Raw genomic sequence first — 21,647 nt, forward strand, 5'->3', positions numbered from 1 at the left:
GGGACCTTCCGGCGGATTATCGTCAGAAGGGCCTCGCGGGTTGTCGGCCCACTCCCGGTGTGCGGGCGGGGGTGCTAAGAGCGGGCCCATGCTGGAGCGTTTCAGCGACAAGGTGAAGAAGGGCCTGCGCGATTGGACCGAGCGCATGGCGGGCCCGCAGCAGTCCGACCAACTCCAGGCCCTGGCCCGGACGGAGAACGAGTACGGGGTGGATCCGTTCGGGTTCAACCTGGACTACAGCCTGGCCGCCATCGCCCCGTTCATGTGGCTCTACCGCCACTACTTCCGCGTGGAGGCCTACGGCGCGGACCGCGTCCCCGCCGGCCGCGTGCTGCTGGTGTCCAACCACTCCGGCCAGCTGCCCCTGGACGGCGCGATGATCGGCATCGCGCTGATGGTGGAGGGCAACCCGCCGCGCGCCATCCGCAGCATGGTGGAGAAGTGGGTGCCGTCCCTGCCGTACGTCTCCACGTTCATGGCGCGCGTGGGCCAGATTGTCGGCACGCCGGAGAACTGCCGGCGGCTCCTGGAGGCGGAGGAGGCCATCCTCGTGTTCCCGGAGGGCACGCGCGGGCTCAACAAGCTGTGGCCGCAGCGCTACCAGCTCCAGGAGTTCGGCCTGGGCTTCATGCGGCTGGCGCTGGAGACGAACACGCCCATCGTGCCCATCGCCGTGGTGGGCGCGGAGGAGCAGGCCCCCGCGCTGATGAACCTGAAGCCCGTGGCGAAGCTGCTGGGCTTCCCGTCCTTCCCCATCACCCCCACGGGCACGCCCTTCCCGCTGCCCACGAAGTACCGCATCTACTTCGGCGACGCGCTCCACTTCACCGGCCGCGCGGACGACGAGGACAGCGAGCTGGACAAGAAGGTGCGCACCGTGAAGGCCTCCATCCAGGCGATGCTCCACCAGGGTCTCAAGGAACGCCGGGGTGTGTTCTGGTGAGCGCCTCGAACGAAGAGAAGGACGCCGTCGCGGACAAGCGCCCGGCCGTCGTCGTCACCGGCATCAGCGGCAACCTGGGCCGCACGCTGGCCAAGCTGCTGCACAAGCGCGAGCGCATCATCGGCATCGACCGGCGCCCCTTCATCGGGAAGCCGAAGGACGTCGAGATGCACCAGCTGGACCTGCGCAAGAAGAAGGCGGAGGACGTCTTCCGCAAGAACGAGGTCCGCGCCGTCATCCACATGGGCATCATGCATGACCCGCGCATGAGCGAGGAGGAGCACCACTCGTTCAACGTCGTGGGGACCACGCGCCTGCTGGAGTACTGCGCGAAGTACGGCGTGAAGAAGGTGGTGGTGCTGTCCTCGGCGAACGTCTACGGCCCCAGCCCGGACAACTCCAACTTCCTCACGGAGGACGCGCCGCTGATGGCCGCGAGCCGCTTCTCCGGCGTGCGAGACCTCATCGAAGTGGACATGCTGGCGCACAGCTTCTTCTGGAAGCACCCCGACATCGAGACGGTCATCCTGCGGCCCGTCCACATCGTGGGGCCCACCATCAAGAACGCGCCGTCCAACTACCTGCGGCTGCGTCACCCGTGGACGATGGCGGGCTTCGACCCCATGGTGCAGCTCATCCACGTGGAGGACGTCGCGCGCGCCATGGTGGAGGCCCTGCGCCCGGAGCCCAAGGGCGTCTACAACGTCGTGGGCCCCGGCCAGGTGCCCCTGTCCGCGGTGCTGCGCGAGCTGGGCCACACCGCGATCCCCGTGCCGCACCCCGTGGCCCGGCCGCTGTTGGGCCTGATGTTCCGCTACCGGCTGGCCAACTTCCCGCCGCCGGAGCTGGACCACATCCAGTTCCTCTGCGCCGTGGATGGCAACCGCTGGGTCCAGGACGTGGGCTGGAAGGCCCGCCACTCCATGCGCGACACCATCCGCTCCGTCATCGGGGACTAGCTGGTGGCTTTTCGGGGCCCTGCCTGCGCTGCCTGACATGCGTGTCAGAGGGGACGTGGCGGGGTGCCAGGGACGACCTGACAACACTGTCAGACATGGGGCGGTGGTGGCGGGGAATGAGGTCCGGCAAGTGCCTGATTTTCCGTGGGAACCCCAGGGTGGGGGAGGGGGCGCGGAGGTTGGCATCGGCATTGCTCTAGAAACCAGGCAACACGGCGGCGCCGCAGCGGGCCGGAAGTACCGCGCGACATCGTCACCCTGGTAGGGGGTTCCATGGGGGAACCCTCGACGCCCATCGTCTCGGCCGGCCCCGAGACGGTGGGCGACTTTTTTGCGGGCTACGGGGACGGCGTCTCCCGTGGCTCCAGCTCGCCCGCGAAGGGGCCCGACTGCTGCTTCTCCAGCAGCCAGACGCCGTCCCGGAAGATGAACTCCGAGGTGACGGCGTCGGTCTGCTCGGTGGCGGAGGGCAGGCGCATCCACTGGATGCGGCTGTGGACGGTGGCGCGGCGGCCGTCGTTGGAGAGCTTCACGTCCTCGATTTCGTAGTCGGTGACGGTGAGGTCGCGGTCGTCGTGGAGCTCCCGGCGCTGGCGCTCGAAGTCCTTGCGCTCCTCGGGGACGATGAAGCTGGACAGGGCGCGGTAGTTCCTCCAGCGCAGGTTCTTGTGGAAGCCCTCGACGACGGGCTGGAGCGCTTCCAGGTCTCCCTTGGGAGGGGTGTGGGCACAGGCCCCACCGAGGACCAGGGCGACCATCACGGCAGGCAGGCGTTTCATGCGCGCGACGCTACCAGCCGCTGGGCGGAACGGACGAGGGCAGTGGTATGGTCCGCGCTCCCCCGCCAACCGCACCGGAGTCGCGACTCAACATGGCCAAGTCGATGGTGGAGCGTTACGAGCAGCTCCTCCGGCAGGACCCGACCTCTTCCGTCTTCGTGGAGCTGGCGAAGGCGCTGCTGGAGAAGGGAGACGCGCAGCGCACCATCGAGGTGTGTACGCAGGGCATCTCCCACCACCCCACCTCCATCGTGGGGCGGGTGCTGTGGGGCAAGGCGCTCATCCAACTGGGGCGGCCCGCGGAGGCGATGGAGCAGTTCGACCAGGCGATCGCCATCGAGCGGGACAACCCGTACGCCTACAACCTGATTGGCGACGTGCTCCTGCAGCGTGGCCTGTACCGCTCCGCGCTGCCGATTCTGCGCAAGGCCGTGGCGCTGCAGCCCAACAACGGGCGCGTGAAGCAGTGGTTGGACCAGGCCCAGCAGGCGCTGTCCGGTGGACCGGCACCCATCTTCGAGGACCTGGGCACCCTGGCGACCCCGTCGGCCGCGCCCGCGGAGGAAGCGTCGGAACCGCCGGCGTCGGAGGCGCACCCGTCCGCATTCGAGGCGCGTGCCGCCGCGGCGGCCGGACTGGAGCCGCGCCGTCCTGCTCGGACGGAGACGCCCGCGGGGGGCACGGATGCGCAGGAGGCCTCCAAGGTTGGCGCCGTCGAGGCGCATGGCGGGCCGATTGCTCCCTCCGGGGCACCGGTGCCAGCGGATGCTGGGGGCGCGAGCCCCGTGGACCCGGCGGATCCAGGGCGGGGACGAGAGGCGTCGGATCCGGGCCGCGAGCCGGGTTCGTCGGGACGTGGGCGTGCGGCGGGCAGTCCGTCGGATCCGGAGCAGGAGCCGGGTTCGGGGCGGGGACGCGCGGCGTCGGACGCTGGAGCGGATCCGGGGCAGGAGCCGGGGTCGGGTAGGAGGAACGCGGCGTCGGGCGCTGGAGCGGATCCGGGGCAGGAGCCGGGCTCGGGCAGGAGGAACGCGGTGTCGGGCGCTGGAGCGGATCCGGGGCAGGAGCCGGGCTCGGGCAGGAGGAACGCGGCGTCGGGCGCCGGAGCGGATCCGGGGCAGGAGCCGGGTTCGGGTAGGAGGAACGCGGCGTCGGGTGCCGGAGCGGAGCCGGGCTCGGGGCAGGGACGCGCGGCGTCGGGCGCCGGAGCGGATCCGAGCCAGGAACCAGGGTTGGGCGGCGGCGTGGATCCGGCGCGTGAGGCGGCGGACGGTGCGCCGTCGGATCCAAGCGCGGGGGCCTCTTCCGTGTCCGCGGATCCGGGCGCCTCTGGGCATGGGCGCAAGGCCGGGATGCTGGCGGACCTTCCAGACGCGCCTCCCGAAGAGGCGCCCTCCGCGTCCCAGGGCGGCGGACTGCTCGGAGACCTTCCGCCTCCGGAGGCGGTGCGGCCTCGCGCGGTCGCGCCGGTGACGCCCGCCCCGGTGGCCCAGGCTCCGGGCGGTGGCAAGCGCTCGCTGCTGGACGACATCCCGGATGCGACGGAGCTGGCGGCGGCCGCGGCGCGCAACAAGGCGGCGGCCAACGCGAAGGACACGGAGGCGCTCGCGGCGAAGTACGAGCGCGAGATGCACGAGAAGATCGCCAAGGAGCGGGCGAAGCAGTCCCTCATCGAACGCTATGGCGCGAAGACCGTGGCGCTCTTCGTGGCGCTCATCTTCCTGGGCGCGAGTGCTGGCTTCTTCATCCTCTACCGCTCCCGCCAGGGCGGCCAGACGCTGTCGGAGACGCTGGAACTCGCGAAGCGCGCCGTCGCGCAGGACACGGGCGCCTCGCTGGAGGAGGCGCTCCGACAGCTCGAGCGCGCGCGCGACATGGACGAGTCCAGCCCCGCAGCGTGGGCGCTCACGGGCTACGCGCACGCGCTGCGCTACCTGGACCACGGCGGCAACGCCGACGACCGCCGGCTGGCGCTGGAGGCGCTGGAGAAGCCGGGCGTGAAGGAGGGCTTCAACGGCCTGGTGCTGGCCACCAACGCGCTCGTCGCCGACGACCGCGCCCGTGACGCCGCGCACCGCGCGCTGCTCGCCTCGCAGGACGACGTGACGGAGGTGCACGCGCTCGCGGGCAGCGTGCTGCTCGCGGCCAAGGATGAGAAGAAGGCCCTGGACCGCTTCGACCGCGCGCTCAAGGCGTCGCCGGGCAACGTCCGCGCGCTGGTGGCGCTGGGCGACTACTACCTCGCCTCGAAGGACTTCCCGCAGGCGCTGGAGATGTTCAAGCGCGCGCGCGAGGTCTCCAAGGAACACCCGGTCGCCCGCATCGGGATGGCCGAGAGCCGGCTCGGGCTGGAGCAGGACCTGGACGCGGCGCTGGCGGACGTGGCGCCGCTCGCGCAGGCCGCCAGGCTGCCCCCCGCGCTCCAGCCGCGTCAGCAGCTGGTGCACGGCGAGCTGTTGTCCGCGCTGGGCAAGTACGACGAGGCGCGCGCGCTGCTCTCCAAGGGCACGCAGGGGCCGCTGGCCATGGACTTCCAACTGGCGCTCGGGGCCGCGGGCCGCGCGGCGGGCAAGCTGGAGGCCGCGCAGCAGGCCTACGAGGCCGCGCTGAAGCTCCAGCCCAAGAGCGAGGCCGCGAAGGAGGGCCTGGGGCGCACGCTGGTGGACCGCGACCGCGAGAAGGAGGCCCTGCAGCGGCTGGAGGCCGACGGGGGCCGCGACGTGGCGCTGGTGCGGGGCGCGGCGTACGCGCGGCTCGGAGACTGGAAGCGCGCCCGCGCGGAGCTGGGCCGCACCCGCGTGAACGACCGCTACCCGCCGGAGGCCGTCGCGTGGCTCGCGCTGGCGGACGCGAACGAGGGCAACAGCGCCCAGGCGCGCGACGTGCTGGAGAAGGCGCTGGCCAAGAAGCCCCGCACGGACCTGCGCGTGGCGCTGGGGCAGGTGTACTGGCGCGAGCGCGCGCTGGACAAGGCGCAGGCCCAGTTCGACGAGGCGCTGAAGGATCCTCGCGACTACGAGGGCGCGTGCTCGCTGGGGCGGCTCCTGTTGTCGCGCGGCCTGCCGGACATGGCGCTCAAGCCGCTGACGCAGGCGGTGGAGCGCAACGGCGCGCACGGCGAGGCCCGCGATGCCCTGGGCCGCGCGCTCCTGGCGCTGGGCCGTACCCCGGAGGCGCTGAAGCAGTTCGAGGCGTGGCAGCTGGACAACCCGGGCAACGCGGCCGCGCAGAAGGGCTTCGCGCTGGCGCTGTATCAGTCCGGCCGCCGCAAGGAGGCGGAAGGGGCGGCCGGCCGGGCGGTGAAGCTGGCGCCGGACGACGCGGAGGGGCAGCGGCTTCGCGCGGCGCTCCTGTTCGCCAACGGCGACGCGAAGGGCGGCTTCTCGGCGCTGGAGCGCGCCAACAAGCTGAACTCCAAGGACCCGGACACCTTCTGTGAAATCGCCCAGGCGTTCCTGCGCCAGGGGCAGGTGGAGAGCGCGGACGCGGCCTTCGCGGCGGCGCGGCGGGAAGGCCCGGACGCCACGTGCGGCCGCGTGGGCGAGCTCTACACGCAGCTGCCGGGCGGTGGCCGTGGCGCGGCGCGCACGCTGCAGGACCTGGCCGACAAGGCGCCCACCGTCTGGGACAAGGCCTTCGCCCAGACGACGCTGGCGCGGGTGCTGCTGGGAGCCGGGGCCGTGAAGGAGGCCCGCGCGGCGGCGGACGAGGCCGTGAAGCTGGCCCCCTACAGCGGGCGCGCGTACCTGGCCCTGGGGCTGGTGGCCTTCAAGCAGCGGCAGGAGGCCCCCGCGCGGGAGGCGCTGGCCAGGGCCGTGGAGCTGGAGCCCACGGACGGCATGGCGCACCTGGCGCTGGCGGACGTGCTGGCGCGCGAGTCCTCGGAGCTGCCCCGGGCGGTGGCGGCCTACGAGGCCTTCCTGAGGCTCGCGGGGGGGGCGCCGGAGGCAAACCGGGTGAAGAAGGCCCTTCCGCTCCTCAAGCGCCGGGCGTCGCGCTAGCGTGGTCGACGTGAGCGACTCGCGGCCCCCGTCCTCCCCGCTGCTGCAGGTCATGTGGGGCAACGCCTTCCTGCTGTCGGTGCTCTACCTGCTGGCGGGCATCGTCGTGGAGGTCATCCGGCGGTGGTACCCCGCTCCCTTCGTCGAGCGCCTCTCCATGGCGCTGGACTCGCTGCCGGCTCGCGGGCTGGAGCTGGTCCACGCCATGGCGCCGCTGCGTGCCGCGTACTTCAGCGGCCGCATCACGGACCTGGGCGTGCGCGTCGTCTTCGGTGTCGTCACCGTGGCCGTCATCTTCCTCCTGGCCCTGGTGGTGGGCGCCATCATGGGCGCGCTGCGGTGGGCGCTCCTGCGCGCCAGCCGCGAGGGCAAAGGCCCGCCGCCCGGCAACGGCTAGCGGCGCGACTTCACCTTGCGGATGCGCGGGGCCACGGGCGCCGCCTGGGGCTCGTGGCCCGCCGCGCGCGCCATCAGGCAGATGTCCACCACCTTGGGGCCGAAGCGCTCCCAGCGGCTCTCGCCGGTGCCCTTCACCGCGAGGAAGGACTCGCGGTCCACCGGCAGCGCGGCGGCCAGCCCCAGCAGCGTCGCGTCGTTGAAGATGATGAAGGGCGCGATGCCCAGGTCCTTGGCCAGGTCCCTGCGCCAGCGGCGCAGCTCCGTGGACGCCAGCTCGCTGTACGCCATCACCGGCGCCCCGGACGCGGCCGGCGCGGAGCGCGAAGATGCGCCGGAAGGCTTGGGCATCATGCTGCCCGCGCACCGGTCGCACTTGCCGCACACCGCCGCCGCGTCCTCCTGCCCGAAGTAGCGCAGGATGAACGCGCGCCGGCACTTCGGCGTGTACGCGTAGTCCGCCATCCGCTTGAGCATCAGCCGGTTGAGCCGCTCCTGCTCACGCACGCGGGACAGGTCCACCGTCAGCTCGCGGAACGGGACGCGCACCAGCGCGCGGATGGCGCGCCCGGCGAACGGACGGCGCACCCGCACCGCGCCCGACTTCTCCAGCAGGCCCAGCGCGTGCCGGACGTCGTCCTCCGTCAGCCCCGTGCGCCGCGCGAGGATGGGCAGCTCCGTGGTGGCCTGCCGCCCCACCGGGAAGGTCTCCAACAGCGAGCGCAGCAGCCGCTGGGACTCCGCCGCGTGCGGCTGCGCGCTGGCGGCCCTGTCCGTCAGCGTGATGCCGTATTCGCCCTCGCCCCGGCCGCCGCGCTCCAGCTTGCCCTCGCGCTCGAAGATCTTCAGGGCGGCGGAGACCTCGAACTCGCTGGCGCCCACCATGCCCGCGAGCGCGTGCACGCCCCGGTCGAACGCCTCCACGGCCTGGAGCTGCGCCCACACGTCCGACAGCACGGACTCGGACGGGTGGCTGCTCTCGATGAGGCGCTCCTGCGTGTACACGTCCGCGTGGTTGAACAGGAGCACCGCCGTGGCGGGGTTGCCGTCGCGGCCCGCGCGGCCGATCTCCTGGTAGTACGCCTCCACCGCCCGGGGGATGTTGGCGTGCGCGACGAAGCGGATGTCCGGCTTGTCGATGCCCATGCCGAAGGCGTTGGTGGCCACCGCCACCGCCTCCTTCGCGGACATGAAGTCCTCCTGCGCGCGGCGGCGGGCGTCGTCCTCCATGCCCGCGTGGTACAGCACCGCGTTCACCTTGCGCGTGACGAGCGCGGAGTGCATCCCCTCCGCCGCCTTGCGCGTGGAGCAGTAGATGATGCCGCTGCCGCCCTTCGCCGCCAGGCCGGCGCACGCGTCCCGGCGCTCCTCGTCCCCGCTGACGTTCACCACGTCCAGGAAGAGGTTGGGCCGGTCGAACCCCTGCGCGAACACCGCCGGGTCCTTCATCAGGAGCACCCGGACGATGTCCTCGCGCACCTCCGGCGTCGCCGTGGCGGTGAGGGCCACCGTGCGCGGGGGCCGCAGCCGCTTGCGCACCTGTCCCAGCAGCGCGTAGTCCGGCCGGAAGTCGTGGCCCCACTGGGAGATGCAGTGCGCCTCGTCCACGGCGAACAGCTCCACGCCCAGCCCGGCCACCAGCTCCAGGAAGCTGCCGCTGCGGAAGCGCTCCGGCGCCACGTAGAGCAGCTTGTACTCGCGGGCGCGCAGCTTGCGCAGGCGCTCCGCCCGCTCCACGTCCGACAGCGACGAGTTGATGTACGTGGCCGGGATGCCCTTCGCGGTGAGCTGCTCCACCTGGTCCTTCATCAGCGCGATGAGCGGCGACACCACCAGCGTGATGCCCGGCAACAGCAGCGCCGGCAGCTGGTAGCACAGGCTCTTGCCCGCGCCCGTGGGCATCACCACCACCGTGTTGCGGCCGCTGAGGACGGAGCTGATGACGGGCGCCTGGCCGGGGCGGAACTCCGACAGGCCGAAGTGCCGCACCAGTCCCTGCTGGGCATCCTCGAAATGGGGCAGGGACTCCGTCATCGCGCGCATGTTCACCATCCTGGCTGGGCCGTCAACGCCAATCCCCCCGGGGGGGCACCGGCGCGCCCCCGCGTCACAGCTGGAGCCCCGGAGGAAGGGGAACCGCCAGCGCGGCCCGTTTCCGCGCCACCTCGCGTCGCAGCGCCTCCGTCCGCTCCGGGGCCAGGCGGCCGTCCACCACGATGTCCCCCTCGCGCGCGCCCGGCGGCAGCCGCCAGCGCTCCACCGTGCACGCCTGCCCGCCGTCGGTCCGCACCACCAGCGCCCGCGAGTCCTCCAGCACCTCCACACGGACGGGGCTCGCCCCCAGCGTCAGCAGCACGCCCGCCCCCATCACCAGCCCCCTCCCGTGACGCACTTGCGCCGCCCCTCCCGCTCGCTGTCCGGGAGGATGCCCCGCTCCAGCATCGACACGAACGCGTGGTCCCCCACGACGACGTGGTCCAGGAGCTTCACGCCCAGCAGCCCCGCCATCCGCGCCAAGTGCTCCGTGAGCCCCACGTCCTGGACGCTGGGCTCCGGGTCCCCGGAAGGATGGTTGTGCGCGAGCACGATGGCCGTGGCCCTCGCCGCGAGCACCGCGGCGAACACCTCCCGAGGGTCCACCGGACACGCGCTCAGGGTCCCTTCCGCCACCCGGGCGTCGCGCACCAGCACGTTGCGCGGGTTGAAGCACAGCACGTGGAACACCTCGCGCCGGAGCGCGCTCAACGTGGGCGCCAGGTACGCGTGCACCTCCTTCGGCGTGCGCAGCCGGGGCCGCTTCTCCGGGGAGCGCTGCGCCCGCCTTCCCAGCTCCAGCGCCGCCAGCAGCCGGGACGTGCGGGAGGGCCCCACGCCCCGCCGCGCGCACAGGACGCGCGGATCCTCCTGCACCAGCGCCTTGAGGCCGTCCCTCGACACGCCGTCCGCCGCGTCCCCCAACCCCTCCGTCCACAGGAGGCCCAGCAGCTCCAGGTCGGTGAGGGCCTCCGCGCCCAGCCGGAAGAGGCGCTCGCGCGCATCCCCCAGGCCCGCGCCGCGCGCCCTCACCGACCTGCCACCCGTGGCTTCCCCTTCGCCCGGCTCCGCCCACGCCTCTCCACCTCGTTCCATCCCGCCTCCGTCCACGCGACGGCGGGCTTGAGCAAGGCATGTGCCCTTCAGGGCGCACTCCTGGACGCGCGTGTCGGGCCGTCCAGCGGCGCGAGAAGAGGCCCCGTGGCGGGACGGACAGCGGTGCTCCACTCGCACTCCTGGCGTGCGAGGAGCCAAGAAGCGTGGAGGCCGCCCGCTAGAAGCGGGAGATGGCGAAGAAGGCCTTGATCTTGTCGTTCGTCTCGCGAAGCCGCTCGCTCAGCGTGCGGACGAACGTCCACAGGAGGACGTAGGCCAGGTCCTTGTCCGTGAACATCAGCTGGTCCAGCTTCGCGCGCTCGATGACCCACACCGTGCAGTCGCTGTGGGCGATGGCGTCCGCCGAGCGGGGAGAATCCTCGATGACCGCCATCTCTCCGAAATACTGGCCGGGTTCGAGGATGGCGAGCGCCTCCTCCCCGATGCCCGGCACGGATTTGGAAATGCGCACCTTGCCATTGGTCAGGATGAACATCTCCTGGCCGGTGTCGCCTTCGCGGAATAGGAAGTCCCCGGCCGCGTGGCTCCGGGAGCGGGCGATTCGAGCGACCTTGGCGAGCTGGCCCTGGGTCAATCCCTCGAAGAGCGCAACCTTCTTGAGGACAGCGGCATCCATGGGGTCCAGGTTCGTATCATGGCCAGGAAGGCGGTGTCTGGTACCGTCCTGGCCCGCAAACGTATGAGCGCAGGAGGCGCCGTGTCGCAGGACAAGATCCAGAAGGTCACCATCATCGGCTCGGGCCCGGCGGGTTACACCGCCGCCATCTACGCCGCGCGCGCCAACCTGGAGCCCGTGGTGTTCGCCGGCGGCCCCACCCTGGAGCACCCGCAGCGCGTCCCGGGCGGCCAGCTCATGGTCACCACGGACGTGGAGAACTACCCCGGCTTCCCGGAGGCCATCACCGGCCCGGAGCTGATGGAGCGGTTCCAGAAGCAGGCGGAGCGCTTCGGCACCGTCATCCACATGGAGAACATCACCAAGGTGGACTTCTCCAAGCGGCCCTTCCTGCTGGAGAGCGAGAGCGGCATGCAGGTGCGCTCGGAGACGGTCATCATCTCCACGGGCGCCACGGCCAAGTGGCTGAACGTCAAGGGCGAGGACACCTACAAGAACCGCGGCGTGTCCGCGTGCGCCACCTGTGACGGCGCCTTCTTCAAGAAGCAGGACGTGCTGGTGGTGGGCGGCGGTGACACGGCCATGGAGGAGGCCACGTACCTGGCGAAGATCGTCAACCACGTCACGCTCATCCACCGCCGCGACACGCTGCGCGCGTCCAAGGTGATGCAGGAGCGCGCGCGCAACAACCCGAAGATCTCCTTCATGTGGGACTCCGCGGTGGAGGAGGTGGTGGGGGACGGCAAGGGGATGACGGGCGCTGTCGTGCGCAACCTCAAGACGGGCGACAGCCAACTGGTCAACGCGCACGGCCTGTTCGTGGCCATCGGCCACACGCCGAACACGGAGCTGTTCCAGGGCATCCTGGAGACGCACCAGGGCGGCTACCTGAAGACGATTCCGGGCAGCACGCGCACCAACATCGAGGGCGTCTTCGCCTGCGGCGACGTGCAGGACAGCTACTACCGCCAGGCCATCACCGCGGCGGGCACCGGCTGCATGGCCGCCATCGACGCGGAGCGCTGGCTCATCGAGCACGGCGAGTAGCCCGCCCTCCCTTTTTCCGTCCTCGAGCGAGACGACACGCGCATGAGCACGAAGCAGAAGACGGTGGCGGTGCACGCGGGCTCCCGGCTCACCGGGAGCAAGGCCGTGCCCGTCATGCCGCCCATCTTCCCGGCGGCGGTGAACTGGTTCGACAGCAGCGACGACCTGTCCGACGCGCTGGACGGAAAGGACTACGCCTACGCCCGCATCAGCGCGCCCAACGCCGCGCTGCTGGAGGAGGCCGTGGCGGCGCTGGAGGGCGCGGAGGCCTGCGTCGCCTACGCCAGCGGCATGGCCGCGCTGCGCTCGCTGTTCGACGCGCAGCCGTGGAAGGCCGGGGACGTGCTGGTGATGCCCACGGACGGCTACGGCGTCACCCGGGCGCTCTACCGGAACCTGTGCGCCCGCTGGGGCGTGGAGTTGAGGCCCCTGGACGTGACGTCCCCGGACGCGCCCGCGCGCATCCGGGAGTGGCGCCCGCGCCTGGTGCTGGCGGAGAGCCTCTCCAACCCGCTGCTGCGCGTGCCGGACATCCGCGCGCTCGCGCGGGCCTGTCAGGACGCGGGCGCGGTGCTCGCGGTGGACGCGACGTTCCCGTCCCCCTTCGGCCAGCGCGCGCTGGCGCTGGGCGCGGACTACGCGGTGCAGTCCACCAGCAAGTGGCTCAACGGCCACAGCGACGCGCTGGGCGGCACGGTGAGCGGCGCCAGGGCGCGCATCGACCCCTTGAGGGCCGCGCGCGTGCTGTCCGGCGACGTGCTGGGCCCCTTCGAGGCGTGGCTCACGCTGCGCGGCCTGCGCACGCTGCCCGTCCGCATGAAGGCCCACAACGAGCACGCCGCCCACGTGGCGAAGCGGCTGTCGGACTCGCCGCTGCTGGAGCGGGTCATCTACCCGGGCCTCGCGTCCCATCCGGACCACGCCGTGGCGGCGCGGGTGCTGGAGGGCGGCTTCGGGCCCATGGTGGCGTTCGAGATCAAGGGCGCGGGGCAGAGGGAAGGGGACCGGTTCCTGGAGGCCCTGCGGGTGGCGAAGCCCGGGCCGTCGCTGGGAGACGTGGGCACGCTGGTGATGCACGCGGCCAGCGCGAGCGCCCGCCGGATGACGCCCGAGGAGCGCGCCCAGGCGGGCATCCGCGACAGCCTCATCCGCGTGTCCGTGGGGCTGGAGGATCCGGACGACGTGGCGGATGACCTGCTCGCCGCGGTGGCGAAGGGGGCCGGCCGGTGAAGATGGTGGACGTCGGCGACAAGCCGAAGACGGACCGCGTGGCGGTGGCCACCGCGCGCCTGCGCATGCTGCCGGAGACCCGCGAGCGCATCCTCGCGGGGAAGGTGGAGAAGGGGGACGTGCTCGCGGCGGCGCGGCTCGCCGGCATCATGGCGGCCAAGCGCACCCCGGACTTCGTGCCCCTGTGCCACCCCATCGCGCTCGCGGGCGTGGACGTGACGCTCACGCCCGTGGACGAGGGGCTGGAGATCCGCGCGCGCGTGAAGACGGTGGACCGCACGGGCGTGGAGATGGAGGCGCTCACGGCCGCGTGCGCGGCGGCGCTCACCATCTATGACATGTGCAAGGGCGCGGACCGGGGCATGGTCATCGAGGCGGTGCAGCTGGACCACAAGTCCGGCGGCCGCTCCGGCACCTGGGACCGCGACCCGGCCTAGCGCTTCGCCTCCGCGCGCAGCCGCTCCAGGAAGAAGGCCGTCACCACCAGCGAGTGCGTGATGTGGCCTTCCAGGATGAGCCGGGGCAGGTCCGCGCGCGGGTGCAGCTCCACGGCGATGTCCTCGCCGTCGTCCGGGTCGCCGTCGCTCACGCGCTCGCAGTCCAGCGCCAGGTACGTGTGGCAGCGGTTGGACTGGAAGGCCGGGTTGGGGTGCACGACGCCCAGCGGCTCCAGCCTCGCGGCGCGGTAGCCCGTCTCCTCCTCCAGCTCGCGCGCGGCGGCCGTGGCCGGGTCCTCGCCCGGGTCGATGACGCCGCCCGGCACCTCCAGCGTCGCCGCGTCGATGCCGAAGCGGAACTGGCGCACCATCACCAGCGCGTCCTGCTTCGTCACCGCGATGACGTTCACCCAGTCCGCGCAGTCCATGTGCACGCGCGGGTGCTCTCGGTGCGTGCGCGGGTCCGCGACCCTGTCCTCGCGGATCCGCACCACCGTGAAGTCGTGCACCAGCCCCCGGCGCAGGCGCGGCCAGGGCTTCAGCTTCGTCTCGGGCGCGGACGTCATGCGGCAGACCCCCTCCCTCAGTTGAGCAGCTCCGCCCGCTCCCGCAGCTCCCGCGCGGACAGCTCCAGGCGCTCGCGGTCCGGCGCGTCCGGGGACAGCTCCAGGCAGCGCTCCACGTCCTTCAGCGCGGCGCGGAAGGCGCCCATCGTCGTGAGCAGCGACGCGCGGGTGCGCAGCTCCCCCGGGTGGTCCGGGGCCAGCAGGAGCAACAGGTCCACCACCGCCAGCCCGCGCTGGCTGTCGTCGCGCCCCAGGTACACGCGGCGCAGGTTGGACAGCATGCGGTACGCGATGAGCTCCACTGGCGCGGGCGCGAGCATGGAGCGGTCGAACTTGAGCTGCGGCGCCACGCGCTTGAGCAGCTCCTCGCAGCCGTGCTCGGTGAGGATGTCGCCGTGGTGGAAGGGGTCCATCACCAGCTTGTGGTCGCCCGCGTCGCACGCCACCAGGAAGTGGCCGGGGAAGGGGACGCCGTACAGCGCGATGCCCGCGCGGCGCGCCACCTCCAGGTACAGCACGGACAGGGTGATGGGCAGCCCCACCTTCCGCTCCAGCACCTGGTCCAGGAAGCTGTTGTCCGGGGAGTGGTAGTCGTCCTCGTTCCCCCGGAAGCCCTCGATGTCCGCCAGCACGTGGCGAAGCGCGCGCAGGGGCGCCAGGGCCTCGCCCTTCTCGCGCAGCCGGTCCGCCTCCACCTGCACCCGCGCGGCGAGCGCGTCCAGCGTCCTCAGGCACGCCGGAGCATCCAGGTCTTCACGGCCCAGCGTCGCGATGGCCAGGGCCGCCAGGTCCAGCCGCGGAGGCTCCGCGGCCAGGGAAGACACCAGCCGCTCACGCGCCAGCGGCGGGCCGAATCCAGAGGGAAAGCTCACGGTGCGCACCAGTAACCCACGGAGGCTCCTCACGGCAAAGGCAGGCAGCCGAGCGTCAGGTCCCCGGCGGCGCTGCCGGCAGCCGCCCCTTGATTTCCGCCCGGAGGGCCATCTGCGCGGAGATCAGCCCCGCCAGGATGCCGTCCTCGAACTCGAAGGTCGGGTGCTCCTTCAGCTCCGGGAAGTCGTGCGGGTTGCGCAGCTCCTCCGGCCCGATGTTGGGCACCGCCTCGCGCGCCAGCCGCAGCACCTTCGCCTGCTGCTGGGCGATCATCCGCTCGTAGAGGGGGGTGGCCAGGGCCAGGAACTCGTTCGCCGTCTCTTCCGTCATGGTGTGTGTGCCTCGCCTCACTCTTGAGCGATGTCCCACTTCAGGCGTCGGTAGGTGTAACGGAAGGCGTCGGCGTTTGCTTCGACGGCGTCTCCCTGGGCCTCCCGCCCGTCCAGGAAGGCGACGAAGTCGAACTGCCGCCCGGGCTGGCCGTACTCCGCGTCGAAGACGCGCACGATTTCATTGGCCGGCAGCGTCCTGCGCCCCGCCACGCTCACCAGGGGGATGTCCAGGCCCTTCATGTCCTTCGACGGGGCGTAGGACTTCCACACCAGCTCCGTGCACACCAGCGACTGATCGGAGAAGAAGTCGAAGTTGAAGTCATACGGCCGGCCCTGGAAGGTGAAGGCGCGCAGGATGGCGCGGGCCTTGTCCAGGGGGGACAGCCGGGGCCGCAGGACGCCCAGGTAGTCCACGTGCATGCCGTGCTCCACGCCGGTGAAGCTCACGCCCTCGCTGATGGACTCGATGATGCGCACCGGGTCGCCGTGCGCGTCCGGCCGGGTGTACTCGGCCCACTTGGCGGGGAAGGCCCTCGCCAGGTGGGCGGTGAACGTCTCCGGGTGGCCCGGCAGGGTGGCCACCCACGCCTTCACGGCCGGCTCCGCGTCGAAGGCCTGGGACAGCTCCCGCGCGCTGCCCACGTACAGCTCCGCGTGCGGCCAGAAGCCCGGCAGCCCGATGTTGGACAGGAACCAGTTCTGGCGCGCGACCATCACGTCCCCGGGCTCCATGCGCGGCAGGAGCGCCAGCGCCTGCTCCCGCGAGATGAGCGGCCGGCCCGAGCGGTGCACGCGCGTGTCGCCCATCCACTCCGCCACCGTCTTCTGCACCGGGAAGACCGCGCGGGCGGTGGTGTCCTGGGTGAGGTCCGCGGCGGCCTTGGCGAAGAGCACCGGGCCCCGCTTCAAGAGGCGCGCGCGGGCCGCCTGGCTGTCCCGCCGCATGGCCTGGAGGAGCGCGGGGACGCCGGGCTCGCTCAGCACGCCGGCCTTCGCGAGCACCGGGCTCAGCGTCGCGCGGTAGCCGTCGCCCGTGAACAGCTGCGTGCTGGTGCCCACGTGGACGACCTTCTCCTTGAAGCGGCTGAAGGCGCGCGCGGGCAGGCCGTACTCGGGGCCGGGCTCGTCCAGGAGCACCTCCAGCTGCGCCTTGCCGCCGGCGAGGTCCGCGAAGGCCATGCCCTGCGCCAGCTCCGCCGCGAGCGCGGCGTGGGTGAGGAGGAAGCCCCAGGCGTGCTTCTTCGGCTGGAGGAGGGAGGGCACCTTGAGGAAGTCCCAGTAGCGCTGGCGCACCACCTCCGTGGAGATGAAGCAGTCGAAGAAGGCGGCCCAGGTGGACACCAGGAGCTGCTTCTCGTCCGGGGTGTAGGGCACGTCCTGGTCGCGCTGGTACAGCGCCTTGGCGCGGAAGGCCTCCGCGCGCAGCCGGCGCAGCCCTTCCGTCCCCTGGCGCAGCGCCGCCAGGTCGCGCCGGGCCTGGGCGACGAAGGCGGCGTCGTCCAGCGCGTAGACGTCGCGTGGCGCCGGCGCGGAGGCGGTGCTCGCGTCGGTGGACCGGGGGTCGGCGGGAGGGCTGGCGAGCGTGAGCCAGGCGGCGAGCAGGGAGGCGGCGGACATCGGGAGGGAGGACTCCGGCGGGCGTGGGCGCGGGGGGACTCTACTCCGAAGCGGGCGTGGACGAGCCGGACGGTCCCCCGGCCGCCCGGCGGCGCAGGAGGTGCAGGCGGCCAGGGTGGCCCGAAGCGGGCGCCATCCCCACGTTGAGGCGTGGATGGCCGTCCGGGCATGGGAGCTCCGGGCGTAAGAAAGGTGGAAGTCACGATGGCTTACGGAAAGGCGGAGGACCTCTCGCGCTCCATCACCCCGCACCTGGATGGGGTGGAGTACCCGGCGACGCGCGAGGAGCTGGTCGAGACCGCCGCGGACAACGAGGCCCCGGTCGACATCATCAACATCCTCAAGTCCCTGCCCCAGGACGAGTACATGCTGCGCGAGCACGTGCTGCGCGACCTGGCGGAGGCCGAGCGCCGCTTCGCGATGAACGGGCTGCGGGACGACGACGGCGTGGACCGCGACCGGCGCAACATCGGGCGCGACCGCGTCGAGGGCGCCTCCGAGGGCGAGACGCGCCACCCGTAGGGTCGCCCTCGCGCTGACACTCCTCAGCCAAGGATGGCGCAAGACGCTCGCGGGCGCCCTGGCTTTCTGCCAGCGTTCGCGAGCGCATGCGTAAGGGCCTCCTGTGGAGCTGTCTCGTGCTGTCGCTGGCCGCCGCCGGGTGCAAGTCCCGGTATCCGCCGCTCAACCCCGCGCCGGGGCTGCCGCCGCCGGTGCGCCTGGACTTCAAGCCCCCCGTGGACCGCCTGCTCACCGAATCCGTGCGCGCCACCCGCACCCTCCAGCGCGAGGGCCGGCCGGAGGTGCGCGACGAGGCGGCCTTCACCACCGAGACGCGCTTCACCCCGTCCGACGGCGGCTGGCGCGTGGCCCAGGCCGTGCGCACCCCGCGCCAGGTGCATGACGGCCAGGACGTGCCCTCCCTGTCCGGGGCCGTGCTGGAGCGCTTCACGCTGCGCATGCAGCTGGCCGCGGACGGCACCTTCGTGAAGCTGGTGGGCCCGGAGGCCGCGCAGGAGGCGCTGCGGCAGGTGGCGCCCGAGGGCCCCGGCGTGCCGGAGGTGGAGCGCTTCTTCAGCCCGGAGGCGCTGGAGCTCCGCACGCGCCGCGAGTGGGAGGCGAAGTACGCGGGGCTGCTCCAGCGCAACCTGGTGGAGGGGCAGCGCACCTGGGCGGTGGACTCCGTGGAGGTGGACGGCGAGGAGCGCGCCTTCCTGCTGGAGCGCGTGGTGCTGGGCACGCGGCCCACGACGTTCGGCGACGCGGTGGTGCTGTCGCTGCACTGCCTGGACGCGCTGCCGCCCAAGGCGCCGGCGGAGCTGCTGGCCGCGTGGGCGGAGGCGGGCTCGCCCGCGCTTTCGAAGGGTGTGACGTGTGAAGGCGAGCAGGTGGTGGCGACGGGCCGCTTCATCCCGGTGCGCCGCCTGCTGGAGGTGAAGGCGGTGGGGGCGGGCGCGACGCTCCTGCTCACCACCGAGTCCCAGGCGGAAGCGCTCCAGGAGGAAGGGCCATGAGCCACGACGAGTACCTCATCGAGGACGACGCGGGTGTGAAGCGCGTGGTGCAGGAGGCGAAGCGGGTGGCGGTGCTGGGCATCAAGACGGAGGACCACTCCGCCCAGCCCGCGTACTACGTGCCGGAGTACCTGGCGAAGACGGGCGTGGACGTGGTGCCGGTGCCTGTCTACTACCCGGACGCGAAGGTCATCCTGGGCAAGCCGGTGTACCGGCGGCTGGTGGACATCCCGGGCGACATCGACGTGGTGGACGTGTTCCGCCGGCCGGGCGACATCGACCAGCACGTGGACGACATCATCGCGAAGAAGCCCAAGGCGGTGTGGTTCCAGTCCGGCATCCGCAACGACGCCGCGGCGAGGAGGCTGGCGGCCGCCGGCATCCGCGTGGTGCAGGACCGCTGCCTGATGGTGGACCACCGCCGCTACAGCGGGCGCTGACGCCAGGAACGACCGCGGCCCTCCGCACCCGAGGGTCCGGAGGGCCGCGTGGCCGCGCGTGGAGGTCGGCGGCCCTCGTCAGGCGTCAGTAGTTGCCGGAGATGACCTTGGGCAGGGCCTTCTGCAGGTCCGGCAGCGGGCCGATCTGCCGCGAGTCCGCAGCCTGCGCCGTGCCGTTGTTGCGCAGCAGGCCGCGCATCTGCACGGACGTCAGCAGCCGGCCGTTGGCCTTCGCCACGCCCTGGGCGCTGACGGCGGTGCCCACGATGATGGGCGACGCGCTGGAGGTGCCGCTGAAGGTGGACGTGTAGTACTGGTCCTCGCCGTAGGCGCTGCCGAAGCGGTCGCCGTAGCCGGTGGAGACGACGGACTCACCCCAGCCGTGCACGTTCACGCGCTGGCCGAAGTTGGTCCAGCACATGGGCACGCGCGTGGTGGCGGTGCTGGCGCCCACGAGGATGGCCCCCGAGTCGCGCGTGGCCGGGTTGAACCGGCCGCCGTACGCGGCCGCGTCCAGGTTCGCGCTGCCGTTGCCCGCCGCCTCCACCACGATGACGCCGTTGGCGGTGGCGTTGCGGATGGCGTCGTAGTTGTCCTGCCAGTACTCCATCGCGATGAAGTTGCACTGGGACGTGTTGCACGTGCAGGCCGTGCCGTCCGAGGGCCCGCCCGCGTGCAGCTCGATGAGGATGACGCCGCCCGCGCCCACCGCGGCCGCCGCGTTGGTGATGGCGCTCGCGGTGTTCTGCGCGCCAATGGCCTCCACGCCCGGCGTCGCCGCGTTGGCGATGCCCGTCACGCCGTAGCCATTGGACGCGCCCACGATCTCCCCCAGCACCGCGGTGCCGTGGTTGCGCCAGGCCAGGTCGTTGTACTGCGTGCCGCCCACGCGGAAGAACGTGGGGAAGTCCTCGTGCGTGGTGCGCCAGGCGCCCTCGATGTCCACGAACCTCACGTTGGTGCCCCGGCCGCCCGCCACCGTCCACGCGTACGTGGCGTTGACGCCGGAGGGCGCCGCGTTGAGGTAGCCCTGGTTGGTCTGGTACAGCGGCGTGGTGGGCGGCAGGTCCGCCGCGGCCAGCAGCGCGCGAAGCCCCGCCTCCATGCCGAAGTTCACCATCGCCGGCTCCGGGGGCGGCGCCGCGTAGGCCGTCTCCACGCTCTCGACGCGGTTGAGCGCCGCCACCAGGTCCGCCACGGTGTCCGCGGTGGTGCCGGGCAACAGCGGGACCTCGAAGTACAGGTTCAGGTCCGCCAGCTGCTCGCCGCTCGCCTGCTCACCGGACTGCTTGCTCGCGTCCAGCGCGGCCTCCTCCGCCTGGAACACCCGGCCCAGCGCCCCGATGCGCGGCGCGCGCTCCAGGAGCGCCACCACCTCCGCCAGGTCCGCCTCCACGCGCGCCGCGTCCAGGCGCAGGCCGGCCAGGAGCGCTTGCTCGCTGGCGCTGCGCTCCGAGGACAGGGCGCGCAGCGCGCCGCCGCGCAGGCGGACGTGGCTGCCCTCGTGGAACTTCACCACCAGCCGCTCCACGAACGTCCCCGCGGGCAGCTCCCGGCCCGTGGGCTTCGCCAGGAGCGCGCGCGGCGTCAGCGCGGGCGCGGCGCCAGCAGCGGGGGCCAACGCCAGCAGGGACACAGCCATGACCGCGCCACGCAGGGGGCGCGGGGACAGCGTCGACTTCAGCATGGACTTCCTCCGGGATGGACAGCATCCCCACCATGCCACGCCGGTCTGTCATTTAAATCTGACTATTCTGTTATTTCTGTGCTGTTGTTCTATTCGGCCCGCGTTGAAGCAGGCAGGCGTGCGGAGCCGCTCAGGTGCTCTGCTCGAAGGGCACGGGCGGCCGGGCCAGGGCGCGCTCGGCGGACAGCCGGGCCTGGTCCAGGGCGTCGAAGCCCCGCTCCAGCGTGGCGGGCGTCACCGGGGGCAGGTTGGAGACGACGACGTAGACGGGCACGTCGCGCGTCTGGAGCACGGTGAGCTGGAGGCGGAAGTGGTCGCGCCGGAGCGCGGCGGACCCGGCGGCCAGGCCCTGCGGATAGGCCATGGGGCCGCCCACCACCTTGCGCGTCCGGCTGGGCAGGAAGTGCACGAGGATGGCGTCCAGGTCCTTGCCGATGGCGCTCTCCTGGAGCGACAGCGCGGGCGCCTTGTCCACCAGGCCGCCGTCCCAGAACAGCTGGCCGTCCAGGGGCACCGCCCGGAACAGGCCCGGGTACGCGCAGGTGGCGTGGACGCGCGGGGCCAGCTCCCCCGTGGTGAACACCTGGTGCGTGCCGTGGGTGAGGTTGGCCGCCGTGAGCAGCAGCGGGTGCGGCAGGTCCTCGAAGGTGGACACCGGCAGCGTGGCCTCCAGGAGGCGCCGGAAGCGCTCGCCCTTGAGCAGGCCCGTGAAGCCGTGCCCCTGCGACGCCACGTTCAGCACCGCCCCGACGGGGTCCGGGTCCCAGAAGTTGGCCCGCGTCTGGCGCAGCACCAGCTCCTCCAGCGCCGTCATGGGCATCCCCGCCGCCGCGTACGCCGCCACCATCCCGCCCGCGGACGTGCCCGCGTAGGCGTGCGGCCGCAGGCCGGAGGCATGCAGCCCCTTGAGGAAGCCCGCATGGCCGTAGAAGCCGAAGTAGCCCGCGGACAGGACCAGCCCGAACCGCTTGCCTTCGAGCAGGGAGTGCAACGTGGAGGAGGGAGCCATTTCGGATTTTTACGGGATGGGTGCGCCTCAAGGCAACGCAATGCGTTGGTG

21 protein-coding genes are annotated in these 21,647 nt (G+C 72.3%); 10 read left to right on the forward strand and 11 right to left on the reverse strand.

The features are described from left to right. Window positions 1-88 precede the first annotated feature (88 nt). Window positions 89-943 carry a lysophospholipid acyltransferase family protein gene (locus U8525_RS22045; RefSeq protein WP_374268256.1) on the forward strand — a complete coding sequence of 285 codons (855 nt, stop codon included), beginning with the start codon at window positions 89-91 and terminating at the stop codon, window positions 941-943. Then, window positions 940-1,902, forward strand: coding sequence for an SDR family oxidoreductase (locus tag U8525_RS22050; RefSeq protein ID WP_374268257.1), 963 nt, complete (start codon window positions 940-942; stop codon window positions 1,900-1,902). Before U8525_RS22045 ends, U8525_RS22050 begins: the two co-directional genes overlap by 4 nt. Before the next feature lie 338 nt (window positions 1,903-2,240). On the opposite strand, the gene U8525_RS22055 is transcribed toward U8525_RS22050, so the two are convergent. Continuing rightward, window positions 2,241-2,681 (reverse strand): hypothetical protein, encoded by a 441-nt coding sequence (locus U8525_RS22055; RefSeq protein ID WP_374268258.1) that lies wholly within the window; start codon window positions 2,679-2,681, stop codon window positions 2,241-2,243. A 92-nt stretch (window positions 2,682-2,773) separates the two neighbouring features. Here U8525_RS22055 and U8525_RS22060 point away from each other — a divergent pair, with 92 nt between their 5' ends. Together U8525_RS22060 and U8525_RS22065 are read left to right on the forward strand one after the other, a co-directional pair. After that, window positions 2,774-6,682 carry a tetratricopeptide repeat protein gene (locus tag U8525_RS22060; protein ID WP_374268259.1) on the forward strand — a complete coding sequence of 1,303 codons (3,909 nt, stop codon included), beginning with the start codon at window positions 2,774-2,776 and terminating at the stop codon, window positions 6,680-6,682. A gap of 52 nt (window positions 6,683-6,734) precedes the next feature. Continuing rightward, complete coding sequence (locus U8525_RS22065) at window positions 6,735-7,079, forward strand: hypothetical protein (RefSeq protein WP_374268346.1); 345 nt, start codon at window positions 6,735-6,737, stop codon at window positions 7,077-7,079. On the opposite strand, the gene U8525_RS22070 is transcribed toward U8525_RS22065, so the two are convergent. The 4 genes from U8525_RS22070 to U8525_RS22085 form a co-directional block, all read right to left on the reverse strand. Then, the gene (locus U8525_RS22070; RefSeq protein ID WP_374268260.1) at window positions 7,076-9,130 is read right to left on the reverse strand and encodes a RecQ family ATP-dependent DNA helicase; all 2,055 of its coding nucleotides are present in this window, start codon (window positions 9,128-9,130) and stop codon (window positions 7,076-7,078) included. The genes U8525_RS22065 and U8525_RS22070 overlap by 4 nt on opposite strands. 55 nt (window positions 9,131-9,185) lie before the next feature. After that, complete coding sequence (locus U8525_RS22075; protein ID WP_374268347.1) at window positions 9,186-9,446, reverse strand: DUF3006 domain-containing protein; 261 nt, start codon at window positions 9,444-9,446, stop codon at window positions 9,186-9,188. Further along, window positions 9,446-10,207, reverse strand: a complete 762-nt coding sequence (locus tag U8525_RS22080) for a RadC family protein (RefSeq protein ID WP_374268261.1) — start codon at window positions 10,205-10,207, stop codon at window positions 9,446-9,448. The genes U8525_RS22075 and U8525_RS22080 overlap by 1 nt, the downstream gene beginning before the upstream one ends. A 178-nt stretch (window positions 10,208-10,385) precedes the next feature. Further along, entirely contained in the window at window positions 10,386-10,844 is a 459-nt protein-coding gene (locus U8525_RS22085; protein WP_374268262.1) for a cyclic nucleotide-binding domain-containing protein, read from the reverse strand. A gap of 63 nt (window positions 10,845-10,907) precedes the next feature. Between U8525_RS22085 and trxB the strand changes: the two genes are divergently transcribed. Genes trxB through moaC form a run of 3 tightly spaced genes read left to right on the forward strand, consistent with a single transcriptional unit; the run spans window position 10,908 to window position 13,558 of the window. Beyond that, window positions 10,908-11,891: a thioredoxin-disulfide reductase gene (trxB, locus tag U8525_RS22090; protein WP_374268263.1), complete on the forward strand. Its 984-nt coding sequence runs from the start codon at window positions 10,908-10,910 to the stop codon at window positions 11,889-11,891. 42 nt (window positions 11,892-11,933) lie between these two features. Next, window positions 11,934-13,121: a PLP-dependent aspartate aminotransferase family protein gene (locus tag U8525_RS22095; RefSeq protein ID WP_374268264.1), complete on the forward strand. Its 1,188-nt coding sequence runs from the start codon at window positions 11,934-11,936 to the stop codon at window positions 13,119-13,121. After that, a complete protein-coding gene (moaC, locus tag U8525_RS22100) occupies window positions 13,118-13,558 on the forward strand; it encodes a cyclic pyranopterin monophosphate synthase MoaC (RefSeq protein ID WP_374268265.1) in 441 nt (146 codons plus the stop codon). The genes U8525_RS22095 and moaC overlap by 4 nt, the downstream gene beginning before the upstream one ends. On the opposite strand, the gene U8525_RS22105 is transcribed toward moaC, so the two are convergent. The 4 genes from U8525_RS22105 to U8525_RS22120 form a co-directional block, all read right to left on the reverse strand. Further along, complete coding sequence (locus U8525_RS22105; protein ID WP_374268266.1) at window positions 13,555-14,124, reverse strand: NUDIX hydrolase; 570 nt, start codon at window positions 14,122-14,124, stop codon at window positions 13,555-13,557. The genes moaC and U8525_RS22105 overlap by 4 nt on opposite strands. 17 nt (window positions 14,125-14,141) lie before the next feature. Next, entirely contained in the window at window positions 14,142-14,966 is an 825-nt protein-coding gene (locus U8525_RS22110; protein WP_374268348.1) for a SirB1 family protein, read from the reverse strand. An 85-nt stretch (window positions 14,967-15,051) separates the two neighbouring features. After that, window positions 15,052-15,327 carry a hypothetical protein gene (locus U8525_RS22115; protein WP_374268267.1) on the reverse strand — a complete coding sequence of 92 codons (276 nt, stop codon included), beginning with the start codon at window positions 15,325-15,327 and terminating at the stop codon, window positions 15,052-15,054. 17 nt (window positions 15,328-15,344) lie between these two features. Continuing rightward, window positions 15,345-16,946 carry a YiiX/YebB-like N1pC/P60 family cysteine hydrolase gene (locus tag U8525_RS22120; RefSeq protein WP_374268268.1) on the reverse strand — a complete coding sequence of 534 codons (1,602 nt, stop codon included), beginning with the start codon at window positions 16,944-16,946 and terminating at the stop codon, window positions 15,345-15,347. A gap of 204 nt (window positions 16,947-17,150) precedes the next feature. On the opposite strand from U8525_RS22120, the gene U8525_RS22125 reads away from it, so the two are divergent. The 3 genes from U8525_RS22125 to U8525_RS22135 all read left to right on the forward strand — a co-directional run bounded on the left by U8525_RS22125 (window position 17,151) and on the right by U8525_RS22135 (window position 18,900). Continuing rightward, window positions 17,151-17,468 (forward strand): DUF2795 domain-containing protein, encoded by a 318-nt coding sequence (locus U8525_RS22125; protein WP_374268269.1) that lies wholly within the window; start codon window positions 17,151-17,153, stop codon window positions 17,466-17,468. A gap of 86 nt (window positions 17,469-17,554) precedes the next feature. Then, window positions 17,555-18,460, forward strand: coding sequence for a hypothetical protein (locus U8525_RS22130; protein WP_374268270.1), 906 nt, complete (start codon window positions 17,555-17,557; stop codon window positions 18,458-18,460). Beyond that, window positions 18,457-18,900, forward strand: a complete 444-nt coding sequence (locus U8525_RS22135; RefSeq protein ID WP_374268271.1) for a CoA-binding protein — start codon at window positions 18,457-18,459, stop codon at window positions 18,898-18,900. The genes U8525_RS22130 and U8525_RS22135 overlap by 4 nt, the downstream gene beginning before the upstream one ends. An 85-nt stretch (window positions 18,901-18,985) precedes the next feature. Here U8525_RS22135 and U8525_RS22140 read toward each other — a convergent pair whose 3' ends face one another. Further along, complete coding sequence (locus U8525_RS22140; RefSeq protein ID WP_374268272.1) at window positions 18,986-20,587, reverse strand: S8 family serine peptidase; 1,602 nt, start codon at window positions 20,585-20,587, stop codon at window positions 18,986-18,988. A gap of 130 nt (window positions 20,588-20,717) precedes the next feature. Continuing rightward, window positions 20,718-21,596, reverse strand: coding sequence for a patatin-like phospholipase family protein (locus U8525_RS22145; protein ID WP_374268273.1), 879 nt, complete (start codon window positions 21,594-21,596; stop codon window positions 20,718-20,720). Window positions 21,597-21,647 lie beyond the last annotated feature (51 nt).

This window comes from Corallococcus sp. RDP092CA (assembly GCF_041903675.1).
Classification (GTDB): Bacteria; Myxococcota; Myxococcia; order Myxococcales; family Myxococcaceae; genus Corallococcus.